We start from the raw sequence: 13,224 nt of genomic DNA, 5'->3' as shown, positions 1-13,224 counted from the left end.
AGCCTTGGTGCTTAGCGGAACGAGCGCTGGATCACCCGCACGACGGTGCCGTTGTCGCGGACGAGAACCGCGTCATTGCCCGAGCGCGCCCAATACTGGCCGCGCGGCGGGGCGGCGAGGCGATAGGTGCGATAGTCGCGGACGACGCGATAGTTGGTCGCGTAGCGGCGATCGAAGCGCTGGCCGGCACGCCAGGCGCGCGGACCGTTGTTGCGGACGGTGGTCCGCTGCGTGACGACGGTGCGGCCGTTCGGGCGCTGCTTGACCGTGGTGACGGTGCGCTCGCGCTGCACGGGGGCGGCGTCGGCGGCGGCGAGTGCCAGCGGGCTGGCGACCAGGGTTGCGGCGATCGCGCTCAGGATCAGCTTCTTCATTGTAATCACTCCCATTTGCAAACCGGCGCCGTGTCCGGCGTCGACACAAGAGATAGGGGCGACTTGTCGCACACCTCTCCCGCCGATTCCCGAAAACGGTCGCAAGGTGTCGCAACTCCGAGAGGTTCGTTCAGGTTGCGTGAGGGCCGCAGCGGTCCTAGTGGCGCGCTCCTGTTATAGAGGAGACGCGCGATGCGGGCATTCATCTTCCCCGGCCAGGGCAGCCAGGCGGTCGGTATGGGCAAGGCGCTGGCCGAGGCGAGCCCGGTGGCACGCGAGGTGTTCGGCGAGGTCGACGAGGCGCTCGGCCAGCATCTGTTCCGGCTGATGGCCGAGGGGCCGGGCGAGGATCTGCAGCTCACCGCCAATGCGCAGCCGGCGATCATGGCCAATGCCATCGCCACGCTGCGCGTCGCCGAGCGCGAGGGCGGCATCCGTCTTGCCGACAAGGCCGATTATGTCGCGGGCCATAGCCTGGGCGAATATGGCGCGCTGTGCGCGGCGGGGGCGTTCGACCTTTCCACCACGGCACGGCTGCTGCGCCTGCGCGGCGAGGCGATGCAGGCGGCGGTGCCGGTCGGCGAGGGGGCGATGGCGGCGCTGCTCGGCGCCGATCTCGCCAAGGCGCAGGTGATCGCCCGCGCCGCGCTGGACGCGATCGCGGCGGAGGGTGGCGGCGACCTCGTCTGCACCGTCGCCAACGACAACGATCCATCGCAGGTGGTGATCTCCGGCCACCGCGCCGCGATCGAGCGCGCGGTGGCGCTGGCGAAGGAACACGGCGCCAAGCGTGCGGTGCTGCTGCCGGTCTCCGCGCCTTTCCACTGCCCGCTGATGCAGCCCGCCGCCGACGCGATGGCGGCGGCGCTCGCGGAGGCGCGGATCGCTGCGCCTCTGGTGCCGGTCTACGCCAACGTCGACGCGGCACCGATCGCCGACCCCGACGCGATCCGCGCGGCGCTGGTCCGCCAGGTGACGGGCATGGTGCGCTGGCGCGAATCGGTGCTGGCGATGGCCGAGGCGGGGGTGACGCAGTTCGTCGAATTCGGCGGCAAGGTCCTCGCCCCGATGGTCAAGCGCATCGCCCCAGACGTCGACGCGATCAGCGTCGTCACGATGGACGACATCGAGGATTTGCTAAAGAAGGTGTGATGTTCACGCGGAGGCGCGGAGGCGCGGAGAGATGGATCTTGAGGCGGCCGCAGCCGATGTCATTGATGTATCCTTGCGACTTCACCGGCAATTGGGTCCGGGCCTGCTCGAAAGCGTCTACGAAACCGTGCTTGCGGCTAAGATGGCGGCACTCGGTTATGCCGTGGGACGACAGCGACCAATCGCTATCGATTTCGAAGGGCTGCATTTCGACGCGGCATTTCGTATCGATCTCATCATCAATGACCGCTTGTTGGTCGAGATAAAATCGGTCGAGCGGCTGAATGCCGCTCATGCTAAACAATTGCTGACATACCTTCGGCTTACCAAGCAGCCGCTGGGTTTGCTCCTGAATTTCGGTGGCGAGACGTTGAGGGAGGGCATCCGTCGCGTCGTTAACGGCCACACCCCCTTTGCGCCTTCGCGCCTTCGCGTGAACAAAAATTTCGGAGACTAACATGTTCGATCTTACAGGCATGACCGCGCTGGTTACCGGCGCTTCGGGGGGCATCGGGTCCGCCATCGCCAAGGCGCTCGCGGGGCAGGGGGCGACGCTCGCAGTGTCGGGGTCGAACGCCGACAAGCTCGAGGCGTTTCGTGCCGGGCTCGGCGGGGCGCATGTCGCGGTTCCCTGCGATCTGTCGGATGCCGCCGCGGTCGACGCGCTGGTGCCGCAGGCGGTGCAGGCGCTCGGCGGGCGGCTTGATATCCTCGTCAACAATGCCGGCGTGACGCGCGACAATCTGACCATGCGGATGAAGGACGACGAATGGGACCAGGTGATCCGCGTCAATCTGGAAGCCGCGTTCCGCCTCGTCCGCGCCGCCGCGAAGCCGATGATGAAGCAGCGGTTCGGCCGCGTCGTGTCGATCACCTCGGTGGTCGGGCAGACCGGCAATCCCGGGCAGGCGAATTACGCCGCATCGAAAGCCGGCCTCGTCGGCATGTCGAAGGCGTTGGCGCAGGAGCTGGCCAGCCGCAACATCACCGTCAATTGCGTCGCGCCGGGCTTCATCCGCTCGGCGATGACCGACGTATTGCCCGAAGCGCAGAAGACCGCGCTGCTGGGGCGGATTCCGGCCGGCGACCTCGGCACCGGCGAGGATATCGGCGCTGCCGTCGTATACCTTGCCAGCCGCGAGGCGGGATATGTCACCGGCCAGACCTTGCACGTCAACGGCGGTATGGCCATGATCTAGGCAGGTTGGGGCTGATCACAACGATCGACCTTAACAGACGCTTGCCACCCGCACGCCTGCGTTCTACGGGCGTTCGGGAAGAACGAAACACCCCCAAAGCGAAGAGGGAATATACCATGAGCGAGACCGCCGACCGCGTGAAGAAGATCGTCGTCGAGCATCTCGGCGTCGAAGCCGACAAGGTGACCGAGGACGCGAGCTTCATCGACGACCTGGGTGCCGACAGCCTCGACATCGTCGAGCTCGTCATGGCGTTCGAGGAAGAGTTCGGGGTCGAGATCCCCGACGATGCCGCCGAGAAGATCACGACCGTCAAGGACGCGATCACCTATATCGACGAGCACAAGGGCTGAGCCTTCGGCTTGCCCGCGCCCGCTGAGGGCCGGATCTGAACGGCTCCCCGTCCCCGATTGTGAGGGCGGGGGGCCGTTTTTCGTAATAGCCGCCCGTTTCCGTCGGACGGCGACCTGTTTGGACTGGATGGAGTAAGGGTATGCGGCGCGTTGTCGTAACCGGTTTGGGTCTGGTGACCCCGCTTGGCGCGGACGTCGAGACCGCCTGGGCGAACCTGATCGCGGGCAAGTCGGGCGCCGGCCCGATCACGCGTTTCGACGCGTCGGACCAGAAATGTCTGATCGCCTGCGAGGTCAAGCCGGCGGATCACCCTTATGGCTTCGATCCCGACAAGCGCGTCGACCACAAGGTCCAGCGCCAGGTCGATCCGTTCATCGTCTATGGCATCGATGCCGCCGGCCAGGCGCTCGAGGACGCGGGCCTCACCGAGATGAGCGAGGCGGAGCGGTTCCGCGCCGGCTGTTCGATCGGTTCGGGGATCGGCGGCCTGCCGGGGATCGAGAGCGAATCGCTCGTCCTCGCCGAAAAGGGACCGAAGCGGGTCAGCCCGCATTTCGTCCACGGCCGGCTGATCAACCTGATCTCGGGTCAGGTTTCGATCAAATACGGGCTGATGGGGCCGAACCATGCGGTGGTCACCGCCTGTTCGACCGGTGCGCATTCGATCGGCGACGCGGCGCGGATGATCGCGCTCGACGATGCCGACGTGATGCTCGCGGGCGGGTCCGAGAGCACGATCTGCCCGATCGGCATCGCCGGCTTCGCCGCGGCGCGTGCGCTCAACACCAGCTTCAACGACCGGCCCGAACAGGCCAGCCGCCCCTACGACCGTGACCGCGACGGCTTCGTGATGGGCGAGGGCGCGGGCGTCGTCGTGCTCGAGGAATATGAGCACGCCAAGGCGCGTGGCGCGAAAATCTATTGCGAGGTGGTCGGTTACGGCCTGTCGGGCGACGCCTATCACGTCACCGCGCCGGAGCCCGAGGGATCGGGCGCGTTCCGCTCGATGGAGATGGCGATGAAGCGTTCGGGCCTCGCGCTGACCGACATCGATTATATCAACGCGCACGGCACCTCGACGATGGCCGACATGATCGAGCTCGGCGCGGTCAAGCGGCTGTTCGGCGATGCGATCGGCGGCCTGTCGATGAGTTCGACCAAGTCGGCGATCGGCCATCTGCTCGGCGGCGCCGGCGCGGTGGAGAGCATCTTCTGCATCCTCGCGATGCGCGACCAGATCGTGCCGCCGACGCTCAACCTCGACAATCCCTCCGAGGGTGCGGAGGGCGTCGACCTCGTGCCGCACGTCGCGCGCAAGCGCGAGGTGCGCGCGGTGCTGAACAATTCGTTCGGTTTCGGCGGCACCAATGCCTCGCTGGTGATGAAGGCGATCTGACGCCATGCGCAGGGTCGGTTGCCTCGGTCTGCTGATCGGCCTTGTCGCGATCGTCGCGGCGTTTCTGGTGGTGCAGGGCTGGGGCGGCAGCGGCCCGGCGCCGCGGACGCTCACCGTGCAGGTGGCGGAGGGCAGCAGCCTCGCGTCCGCCGCGCGCGAACTGGAGAAGGCGGGGGCGATCCGTTCGGCGGGCCGCTTCCGCTTGCTCGCCCGCGTGTTCGGATCGGGCGAGCCGATCAAGGCGGGCGAATATCGCATCCCCGCGCACACCAGCCCGGCCGACATCCTCAAGATGCTGCAAGGCGGCAAGGTGTTGCAGCGGCTGGTGGTGGTACCCGAGGGCTATCCTTCCGTGCTCGTCCACGAGGCGCTGATGAAGGCCGACGGCCTGACCGGCGACGTACCGGTGCCGGCGGAGGGGTCGGTGCTGCCCGACAGCTACGCCTTCCAGCGCGGCGATACCCGCGCGAGCGTGGTGGCGCGGATGCAGAAGGCGATGCGCGACTATCTCGCCGCCGCCTGGGCCAGGCGCAAGCCGGGGATCGCGGTGACCACACCCGAACAGGCGATCATCCTCGCCTCGATCGTCGAGAAGGAAACCGGCAAGCCCGCCGAGCGGCGTACCGTCGCGGCGGTCTATGGCAACCGGTTGCGGCAGGGGATGCCGTTGCAGGCCGATCCGACGGTGATCTATCCGATCACCAAGGGGCGGCCGCTGGGGCGGCGCATCCTGCGATCGGAACTGCACGCGAAGAACGGCTACAACACCTATGCCGAGGCGGGGCTTCCCGCCGGGCCGATCGCCAATCCCGGTCAGGCCTCGATCGATGCGGTGCTCGATCCGGCGGCGTCGAAGGCGCTGTATTTCGTCGCCGACGGGACGGGCGGGCACGTGTTCGCGGACACGCTCGCGCAGCACAACGCCAATGTGCAGAAATGGTATGCGATCCGGCGACAGCGCGGGGAGATGTAGCGCGCGTCAGCGCGCGGCCCCGTCCTCGCGCAAGCGCCCGTCGAGCTTGCGGCGTGACGAGGCGGCATAGGCGCGGCAGGCGCCGGGTGTCGTACGGAAGCGATCGGTGGCGCCGTCCTGATCGGCGTGCGCGGTGATCAGCAGATCACATGGCAGCGTCTGCATGACCGAATAGCTTTTACGGAAACCTGCGACGATCGGGCGGCTCGTCGCGGCCGTATAGCGATAGCCGTCGCTCGAGACGGGATTGAGGCTGGCGGCGAAGACGATCGTCCTGCACCCCTGGCGGGCGCAGGACCGCCAGCTCCAGCTCGTGCTGCCCATCGTATGACCGGGCGTCGCATGCGCGGTCACCGTGGTGCGCCCCAGCGTCAGCCGCTCGCCGTCCCCGATCACCCGAACCGCGGCGACGGCGGGAAAGCGGCTGTCATAGCCGCGCTGTGGATCGTCCGCGGCGAGGCGTCCGGATCGCAGCCCTTCGGCGGCGCGGGCGCTGGCGATCACCGTCGCGCCGGTGGCGCGGGCGAGCGCGGCGATGCCGCCGGCATGATCGAAATGCGGTTCGGTGCTGAGGATGTAGCGAATGTCGCGTGGCCGGAAGCCTAGCCGCCTGACATTGGCGAGGATCGCCGGCGCGGCCTGCGGCAATGCGCCGTCGATGAGGATCAGCCCCTTGCCCGTGTCGATCAGCGCGACGTTGAGCCCGCCGAAGCCCACCAGATAGCTGTCGCCGAACACCCGTACCGGCGGCCGCGGCGCCAGCCATTCGGCGACGTGATCTCCGACGATCGGCCGGGTGAGGGGATCGTTGTGCTGCATTGTAGCCACGGGCGTGGTCTGCGCGGCGAGCATGGCGGCAACGAGGCTGGCGATCATGGACGGCTCTCCTTCGCTCCCCGAATGCCCCCGGTGGCGATGCCGCACAAACCATCTTCCCTCGCCTCGGCCATGAGGATTATTCATGGCGGGATGGATCGTGCCCAGCTCCCGCTCAATGCCCTGCGCGCCTTCGAGGCATCGGCGCGGCATCTCAATTTCACCCGCGCCGCGAGTGAGTTGTTCGTCAGCCAGGGGGCGGTGAGTCATCAGGTCGCGGCGCTGGAGAAGCGGCTGGGCACCCCGCTGTTCCGCCGCCTGCCGCGCGGACTGGCGCTGACCGACGAGGGGCAGGCGCTGGTGCCGGTGCTCGCCGAGACGTTCGACCGGATCGGCGCGACGCTCGACCGGTTCGCCGGCGGACGCCTGCAACATCCGCTGGCGATCGGCGTGGTCGGCACGTTCGCCACGGGCTGGTTGCTGCCGCGGCTCGAACGCTTCGCCGCGCGCCATCCGCACGTCGACGTCCGGCTCTCGATCAACAACAACCGCGTCGATCTGGCAGGCGAGGGGATAGACGGCGCGATCCGCTTCGGGGACGGCGCATGGCACGGCACGCATGCCGAACCGCTGCTTGCCGCACCGCTGACGCCGCTCTGCGCGCCACGCATCGCCGCGCGGTTGCGTGGCCCGGCCGATCTGCTGCGCGAACCTCTGCTGCGCTCGTACCGGACCAGCGAGTGGGAAGGGTGGTTCGCCGAGGCGGGGCTTTCCCCGCCGGCACTGCGCGGGCCGTTGTTTGACAGTTCGGCGGTCATGGCGAGCGCGGCGATGGCGGGGTTGGGCGTCGCGCTGGCGCCGCGCGCGATGTTCCTGCGCGAACTCGCCGCGGAGCAGCTCGTCCAGCCGTTTGCGATCGAGATCGATGCCGGCCGCTACTGGCTGACGCATCTGCTCTCGCGCAAGCCGTCGCCGGCGATGCGGTCGTTCCGGGATTGGCTGCTGACGGAGGCGGGGGACTGATCCGCCGCCTCCGCCCTGTCGTCAGCGGCGCAGATCGCTCGCCGCGCGGGCCTTGGCCTCGATGTCGGCCATCGAGTCGCCGGTCACCCAGCTGCCGCCGACGCACAGCACCGGCTTGAACGCCAGCCAGTCGGGGGCGCTTGCCTCGGTGATGCCGCCGGTCGGGCAGAAGCGGCATTGATAGAAGGGCGCGGCCAGCGCCTTCAGCGCCTTCAGCCCGCCCGACGTCTCGGCGGGGAAGAACTTGAAATGGGTGAGGCCGAGGTCGAGCCCGCGCATGATGTCGCCCGCGGTCGCGGTGCCCGGCAGATAGGCCACGCCGGCATCGAGGATCGGCTTGGCCAGCCGCTCGGTGAGCCCCGGCGAGACGATGAACTCGACCCCGGCGTCGATCACCTGCCGCGCCTGTGCCTCGTTGACGACGGTGCCGGCGCCGACGATCGCGCCCGGGACCTTCTTCATCTCGGCGATCGCCTCCATCGCCGCGCCGGTGCGCAACGTCACCTCGAGCACCTTGAGGCCGCCGGCGACGAGCGCCTCGGCCAGCGGCCGCGCGGTGGCGGCGTCGTCGATCACCAGCACCGGGATGACGGCGCTGGTCTGCATGATGGTGGCGATGTCGGTCATGACGCAGGAGCCTCTTATATGTGTTCTTGGGCGAAGGCCGCGGCGGCGCCGAACAGGCCCGGCTGCGGATGGGTGATGAGCTTGACGGGGATGCCCGCCATCATGTTCTGGAACCGGCCCTTGGCGACGAAGCGCTGGTCGAAGCCGGAACGGATCAATTTGTCCTTGATGCGCAGGCCGAGCCCGCCGGCGATCACCACCGCCTTGGCGCCATGCGCCAGCGCGAGATCGCCCGCGACCGCGCCGAGCGCGAGGCAGAAGCGGTCGAGCGCGGCGAGCGCGATCGAATCGGTGCCGTCGAGCGCCTCGGTCCAGATCGTCTTGTCGTCGCGGCTCGGGACGGCGCGGCCTTCCAGTTCGGCGAGCGTCTCGTAGAGCGCGACGATGCCGGGGCCGGAGCAGATCCGCTCCGCCGAGACGCGGGTATAGGTACGGCGCAGGCGCTTGACGAACGCGTCCTCGATGCCGTCGAGCGGCGCGTAATCGACGTGCCCGCCTTCGGTGGGCAGCACGTGATAGCGGCCCTTGGTCTTGAACACCTGCGCGACGCCGAGCCCTGTGCCGGGGCCGCAGACCGTCGTCACGCCCTCGATGGGCAGCGGGGTGTCGGGGCCGCAGAGATGCTCGAAATCCGCATGCGGCAGCTGCGCGACGGCATGGCCGACCGCGCCGAAATCGTTGATGACGGTATAGATGTCCGCACCGAGCCGCTCGGGGATCAGCGACGGGCGGATCACCCAGGGATTGTTGGTCAGGCGGATGATGTCGCCGGTGATCGGCGAGGCGACCGAGATCGCCGCCGCCTTCGGCAGGGGCGAACCGTGACGCGCGGCGAACGCCTGCCAGGCGGTCTGGAGGCTGGCGTGTTCCGCGGTCTTGAGCGTCACCGGCTCGCCGAGCGCGACGACATGGCCGTCCTCCACCTCTGCGATGGCGAAGCGGGCATGGGTGCCGCCGATATCGACGCTGACGAGCTGCATTTCTGTTCTCTCCTGACGTTCCGCTCTCACCCTCACCCATCGCCGGCTTCGCCGTCTCTCCCTCTCCCGGCGGGAGAGGGAAGGGGCCCGCCGCCGCAAGCGGTGGGAAGGGTGAGGGTGGTTGGTGTTTCTATAGACCCGCCGCGGCGAGCATGCCCGATGCGCCCTTTTCGGCCTCGTCGGCGAGGCCGCGGAACATCGCGAACAGCTCGCGGCCGGTGCCGATCGCCGCGCCGGGCGCGTCGCACAAGGGCCGCGCCAGCCATTCGCCGGGATCGACGAGGGCGTCGAGCGTGCCGTTGACCGCATCGACGCGGATGATGTCGCCGTCGCGGATCTTGCCGATCGCGCCATGGCCAAGCGCTTCGGGCGAGCAATGGATCGCGCAGGGCACCTTGCCGCTCGCGCCCGACATGCGGCCGTCGGTGACCAGCGCGACCTTGAAGCCGCGGTTCTGGAGCACGCCCAGTGGCGGGGTCAGCTTGTGCAGCTCGGGCATGCCGTTGGCGCGCGGCCCCTGGAAGCGGACGACGACGACCATGTCCTGCTCCAGCTCGCCGCGCTTGAACGCCTCGAGGACGTCGAGCTGGTCGTGGAAGACGCGCGCCGGCGCCTCGACCACCCAGCGCTCGCGATCGACCGCGGACACCTTGATACAGGCGCGGCCGATGTTGCCGGCGAGGATGCGCATCCCGCCGTCGGGCGAGAAGGCCTCGCCGACCGGGCGCAGGATGCTGGTATCGCCGCTGTCGCCGACCGGCTGCCACGTGAGCCGATCGTCGACGATCGCCGGCTTCTCGGCATAGGCCGCGAGGCTGTCGCCGCTCACCGTGGTGATGTCGCCGTGGAGCAGCCCGGCGGCGAGCAGTTCGCGGATGACGAAGGGCATGCCGCCCGCCGCCTCGAACGCGTTCACGTCGGCGGCGCCATTGGGATAGACGCGCGCGATCAGCGGCACCGCGCGGCTCAACCGGTCGAAATCCTCCCAGTCGATGACGATCCCCGCCGCGCGGGCGATCGCCGGCACGTGGAGCAGGTGGTTGGTCGAGCCGCCGGTGGCGAGCAGGCCGACCGCGGCATTGACGATCGCGCGCTCGTCGACGCAATGGCCGAGCGGGCGATAATCGTTGCCGCGCCAGCCGATGCCGGCGAGGCGATGCACCGCAGCGCGGGTGAGTTCCTGGCGCAGCTTGGTGCCGGGATTGACGAAGGCGGCGCCGGGCATGTGCAGGCCCATCACCTCCATCATCATCTGATTGGTGTTGGCGGTGCCGTAGAAGGTGCAGGTGCCCTTGGAATGATAGGCCTGGATCTCGGCGTCGAGCAATTCCTCGCGCCCCGCCTTCCCCTCCGCATATGCCTCGCGCACCGCCGCCTTGGCCTTGTTGGGGAGGCCGGAGGGCATCGGTCCGCCGGGGATCAGGACCATCGGCAGATGACCGAAGCGCAACGCGCCCATCAGCAGCCCCGGCACGATCTTGTCGCAGATGCCGAGCAGCGCCGCGCCCTCGAACGTGCCGTGGCTCAAGGCCACCGCGGTCGCGAGCGCGATCGTGTCGCGGCTGAACAGCGACAGCTCCATGCCGGCATAGCCCTGCGTCACGCCGTCGCACATCGCCGGCACGCCGCCCGCGACCTGCGCGGTGGCGCCCACTTCGCGCGCCCAGACCTTCATCAGCTCGGGATAGCGGTAATAGACCGCATGCGCGGAGAGCATGTCGTTATAGGCGGTGACCACGCCGATGTTCATGCCGGTGTCGGCGCGCATCGTGTCGCGATCCTCCTCGGTGCCGGCATAGGCATGGGCGAGGTTGGCGCAGCCGAGCTGCGGCCGGCGTGCGCCGGTTTCGCGCTCGCGCTCGATCAGCGCGAGATAGGCGGCGCGGCTCTCCCGCGAACGTTCGATGATGCGGTCGGTGACGGCGGAGACTTCGGGGTTCATGACGCGGGTCCTGGGGAGGGGGGCAGCGGTCAGGGCGCCCAGTGGATGTCGACGGGCAGTTCGGCGTCGGCGAGCACGCGGCCGATCGGATAGGGCGACGACGGCCCCTGTTTGATCGCCTGTTCGATGACGTCGCGCTTGGCCTGGCCGGTGACCGCGATCAGCAACGCGCGCGCCGTCACGATGCCCTCGCGCGACAGCGTCACGCGCGGCACCGGTGCCTCGGGCGGCAGCGGATCGGGCATCACGCCGAGCGCGCGCCGTTCCTTGGGGCCGGACAGCGCCTCGTCGAAATCGGGGCCGGGGAAGATCGACGCGGTATGACCGTCGCCGCCGACGCCGAGCAGGCAGAGATCGAGCGGCCAGTGCAGATCCTGCATCAGCGCATCCGCGGAGCGGCCGGCGGACTTATAGTCGGCGGTCGCCTGCGGCACGATCGGCATCACCCGCGCGCCCTTGGGCAGGAAGGTCTTGGCGATCATCGTCACGTTCGACAAAGCGTCGCCGAGCGGGACGATCCGTTCGTCGGTGGGGACGATCGTCACCCGCTTCCAGTCGAGCTTGGCCTTGGACAATGTGTCGTAGATCGGGATCGGCGTCTTGCCGCCCGACAGCGCGATCACCGCCGCGCCGCGCGCGTCGATCGCCGCTTCGATGATGAACTGGATGTCGCCGGCGACCGCCTGGGCCATTTCGGCCGCGTCGTCGTAATCCCACCATTCGATCTCGGTCATGTCTTTGCTTTCGTTCGGTCGGCGTCGACGCCCGATAGACCGGGTGAACGCACAAGGTAAGAGGCCGCGCATACGTATGAGCGGCGGAAGGTGCTGGCCAGCCGGTCGGGACGCACCCCTATGTCCCGCAACCCCGGGTCAAGCCCGGGGTGACGGGGCGGGGGTCAGCCTAACCCCTCAATCGTCCTGCCACGTGACGCCGTCGCGCTCGGTCAGCGCGATCGCGCCGGCGGGGCCCCAGGTGCCGGCGGCATAATGTTTGGGCTTGGTCTGGTTGGCGTCCCAGCCGGCGCGGATCGCGTCGATCCACGTCCATTGCGCCTCGACCTCGTCGCGCCGGACGAACAGCGTCTGGTCGCCCTCGATCAGGTCGAGCAGCAGCCGTTCATAGGCGATGCGGCGGCGCGACCCGGCGAATTCGGCATCCATGCTGAGATTGAGCGGCACCTCGCGCAGGCGGATGCCCTCACGGTCGAGCCCCGGCTCCTTCGCCATCACCAAAAGCTGGACATATTCCTCCGGCTGCAACCGGATCACCAGCGTATTGGGTTGGAGGATGCCGCCGCGGCCCGAGAACATCGAATGCGGCACCGGCTTGAACTGGATCGCGATCTCGCTGCGCCGCTTGGCCATCCGCTTGCCGGTGCGCAGGTAGAAGGGCACGCCCTGCCAGCGCCAATTGTCGATGTGCGCCTTGATCGCGACGAAGGTCTCGACGTTGCTGTCATAGCCCAGTTCGTCGTCATAGCCCTTGACGACCTTGCCGCCGACCGCGCCCTCCTCATACTGGCCGGTGACGGTGCAGACCGGCACGTCCTCGGGCGCGATCTTGCGCAACGAGCGGAACACCTTGGCCTTTTCGTCGCGGATCGCGGCACCGTCGTAGAGGGCAGGGGGCTCCATCGCGATCAGCGCGACGAGCTGCAGCATATGGTTGGCGACCATGTCACGCAGCGCGCCCGCGCCCTCGTAATAGCCGGCGCGATCTTCCAGCCCGACCGTCTCGGCGATGGTGATCTGGACGTTGTCGATCCCTTGCGCGTTCCACACCGGTTCGAAGAACGAATTGCCGAAGCGCAATGCGAGGATGTTCTGGACCGTCTCCTTGCCGAGATAATGGTCAATGCGGAAGGTCCGCTCCTCGGGAAAGGCGGAGGCGACGGTGTCGTTGATCTCGCGGCTCGACGCGAGGTCGTAGCCGAGCGGCTTCTCCAGCCCGATCCGCACCGTCTCGCCGGCGAGGCCGACGCTTTCGAGGCCCTTGACCGCCGGTTCGAACAGCGACGGCGCGGTGGACAGATAGATGGCGAGCCCGCCCGACACGTCGCCGATCTTTTCGGCGAGGCCGGCGAAGCTCGCCGGATCGGAGAGATCGGCGGGCTGGAAGAACAGGCGTTCGAGGAAGCTGGCGATCTTGTCGTCGTCCTTGCGGTCGGCGGCGAGGAACTGGCCGAGCGCCTTCTGCACGAAGGCGCGGAAGGCGTCGTCATTCTGGTCGCCGCGCGCCGAGCCGACGATCGTCAACGCCTCGGGCAGCAGCCCGTCGGCGTGCAATCCGTACAGCGACGGCCACAGCATGCGCTGGGCGAGGTCACCGGTCGCTCCGAACAGGAGCAGCTTGCCGACGGGATTGCGCTGCATGACGGTCCTTCTG

Annotated in this window: 14 protein-coding genes; 7 read left to right on the top strand and 7 right to left on the bottom strand. The window is 68.4% G+C overall.

The features are described from left to right. Positions 1–11: 11 nt before the first annotated feature. Positions 12–374, bottom strand: coding sequence for an RcnB family protein (locus ACLBWH_RS14350; protein ID WP_322849558.1), 363 nt, complete (start codon positions 372–374; stop codon positions 12–14). Between the two features lie 192 nt (positions 375–566). Between ACLBWH_RS14350 and fabD the strand changes: the two genes are divergently transcribed. From fabD to mltG, 6 genes are all read left to right on the top strand, one after another. Further along, positions 567–1,526, top strand: coding sequence for an ACP S-malonyltransferase (fabD, locus tag ACLBWH_RS14345; RefSeq protein ID WP_447799573.1), 960 nt, complete (start codon positions 567–569; stop codon positions 1,524–1,526). A 31-nt stretch (positions 1,527–1,557) separates the two neighbouring features. Then, positions 1,558–1,983 carry a GxxExxY protein gene (locus ACLBWH_RS14340; RefSeq protein ID WP_322849556.1) on the top strand — a complete coding sequence of 142 codons (426 nt, stop codon included), beginning with the start codon at positions 1,558–1,560 and terminating at the stop codon, positions 1,981–1,983. 1 nt (position 1,984) lies between these two features. Then, the gene (fabG, locus tag ACLBWH_RS14335) at positions 1,985–2,725 is read left to right on the top strand and encodes a 3-oxoacyl-[acyl-carrier-protein] reductase (RefSeq protein ID WP_322849555.1); all 741 of its coding nucleotides are present in this window, start codon (positions 1,985–1,987) and stop codon (positions 2,723–2,725) included. A gap of 116 nt (positions 2,726–2,841) precedes the next feature. Beyond that, complete coding sequence (locus ACLBWH_RS14330; RefSeq protein ID WP_019515010.1) at positions 2,842–3,078, top strand: acyl carrier protein; 237 nt, start codon at positions 2,842–2,844, stop codon at positions 3,076–3,078. Between the two features lie 140 nt (positions 3,079–3,218). Then, positions 3,219–4,475 (top strand): beta-ketoacyl-ACP synthase II, encoded by a 1,257-nt coding sequence (gene fabF, locus ACLBWH_RS14325; RefSeq protein ID WP_322849554.1) that lies wholly within the window; start codon positions 3,219–3,221, stop codon positions 4,473–4,475. 4 nt (positions 4,476–4,479) lie between these two features. Further along, positions 4,480–5,448 (top strand): endolytic transglycosylase MltG, encoded by a 969-nt coding sequence (gene mltG, locus ACLBWH_RS14320; protein WP_447799572.1) that lies wholly within the window; start codon positions 4,480–4,482, stop codon positions 5,446–5,448. A gap of 6 nt (positions 5,449–5,454) precedes the next feature. Here the strand turns inward: mltG and bla are convergent, their stop codons facing one another. After that, a complete protein-coding gene (gene bla, locus ACLBWH_RS14315; RefSeq protein WP_447799571.1) occupies positions 5,455–6,324 on the bottom strand; it encodes a subclass B3 metallo-beta-lactamase in 870 nt (289 codons plus the stop codon). Between the two features lie 93 nt (positions 6,325–6,417). On the opposite strand from bla, the gene ACLBWH_RS14310 reads away from it, so the two are divergent. Beyond that, entirely contained in the window at positions 6,418–7,287 is an 870-nt protein-coding gene (locus ACLBWH_RS14310; RefSeq protein ID WP_447799570.1) for a LysR substrate-binding domain-containing protein, read from the top strand. 21 nt (positions 7,288–7,308) lie between these two features. On the opposite strand, the gene eda is transcribed toward ACLBWH_RS14310, so the two are convergent. From eda to zwf, 5 genes are all read right to left on the bottom strand, one after another. Then, positions 7,309–7,914: a bifunctional 4-hydroxy-2-oxoglutarate aldolase/2-dehydro-3-deoxy-phosphogluconate aldolase gene (gene eda, locus ACLBWH_RS14305; RefSeq protein WP_447799569.1), complete on the bottom strand. Its 606-nt coding sequence runs from the start codon at positions 7,912–7,914 to the stop codon at positions 7,309–7,311. A gap of 14 nt (positions 7,915–7,928) precedes the next feature. Then, positions 7,929–8,894: a glucokinase gene (gene glk / locus ACLBWH_RS14300; RefSeq protein WP_447799568.1), complete on the bottom strand. Its 966-nt coding sequence runs from the start codon at positions 8,892–8,894 to the stop codon at positions 7,929–7,931. A 130-nt stretch (positions 8,895–9,024) separates the two neighbouring features. After that, complete coding sequence (edd, locus tag ACLBWH_RS14295) at positions 9,025–10,836, bottom strand: phosphogluconate dehydratase (RefSeq protein WP_447799567.1); 1,812 nt, start codon at positions 10,834–10,836, stop codon at positions 9,025–9,027. A gap of 29 nt (positions 10,837–10,865) precedes the next feature. Continuing rightward, entirely contained in the window at positions 10,866–11,570 is a 705-nt protein-coding gene (gene pgl / locus ACLBWH_RS14290) for a 6-phosphogluconolactonase (RefSeq protein WP_322849547.1), read from the bottom strand. A 177-nt stretch (positions 11,571–11,747) separates the two neighbouring features. Then, positions 11,748–13,211: a glucose-6-phosphate dehydrogenase gene (gene zwf, locus ACLBWH_RS14285; RefSeq protein WP_322849546.1), complete on the bottom strand. Its 1,464-nt coding sequence runs from the start codon at positions 13,209–13,211 to the stop codon at positions 11,748–11,750. Positions 13,212–13,224: the final 13 nt, after the last annotated feature.

This window comes from Sphingomonas sp. M6A6_1c, assembly GCF_053345135.1.
This window is presented reverse-complemented; position numbering and strand designations above follow the sequence as displayed.

Bases quoted from the DNA above. Each gene is read 5' to 3' on its own strand.
- ACLBWH_RS14350 (WP_322849558.1), bottom strand. From the start codon at position 374: ATGAAGAAGCTGATCCTGAGCGCGATCGCCGCAACCCTGGTCGCCAGC.
- fabD (WP_447799573.1), top strand. From the start codon at position 567: ATGCGGGCATTCATCTTCCCCGGCCAGGGCAGCCAGGCGGTCGGTATG.
- ACLBWH_RS14340 (WP_322849556.1), top strand. From the start codon at position 1,558: ATGGATCTTGAGGCGGCCGCAGCCGATGTCATTGATGTATCCTTGCGA.
- fabG (WP_322849555.1), top strand. From the start codon at position 1,985: ATGTTCGATCTTACAGGCATGACCGCGCTGGTTACCGGCGCTTCGGGG.
- ACLBWH_RS14330 (WP_019515010.1), top strand. From the start codon at position 2,842: ATGAGCGAGACCGCCGACCGCGTGAAGAAGATCGTCGTCGAGCATCTC.
- fabF (WP_322849554.1), top strand. From the start codon at position 3,219: ATGCGGCGCGTTGTCGTAACCGGTTTGGGTCTGGTGACCCCGCTTGGC.
- mltG (WP_447799572.1), top strand. From the start codon at position 4,480: ATGCGCAGGGTCGGTTGCCTCGGTCTGCTGATCGGCCTTGTCGCGATC.
- bla (WP_447799571.1), bottom strand. From the start codon at position 6,324: ATGATCGCCAGCCTCGTTGCCGCCATGCTCGCCGCGCAGACCACGCCC.
- ACLBWH_RS14310 (WP_447799570.1), top strand. From the start codon at position 6,418: ATGGATCGTGCCCAGCTCCCGCTCAATGCCCTGCGCGCCTTCGAGGCA.
- eda (WP_447799569.1), bottom strand. From the start codon at position 7,914: ATGACCGACATCGCCACCATCATGCAGACCAGCGCCGTCATCCCGGTG.
- glk (WP_447799568.1), bottom strand. From the start codon at position 8,894: ATGCAGCTCGTCAGCGTCGATATCGGCGGCACCCATGCCCGCTTCGCC.
- edd (WP_447799567.1), bottom strand. From the start codon at position 10,836: ATGAACCCCGAAGTCTCCGCCGTCACCGACCGCATCATCGAACGTTCG.
- pgl (WP_322849547.1), bottom strand. From the start codon at position 11,570: ATGACCGAGATCGAATGGTGGGATTACGACGACGCGGCCGAAATGGCC.
- zwf (WP_322849546.1), bottom strand. From the start codon at position 13,211: ATGCAGCGCAATCCCGTCGGCAAGCTGCTCCTGTTCGGAGCGACCGGT.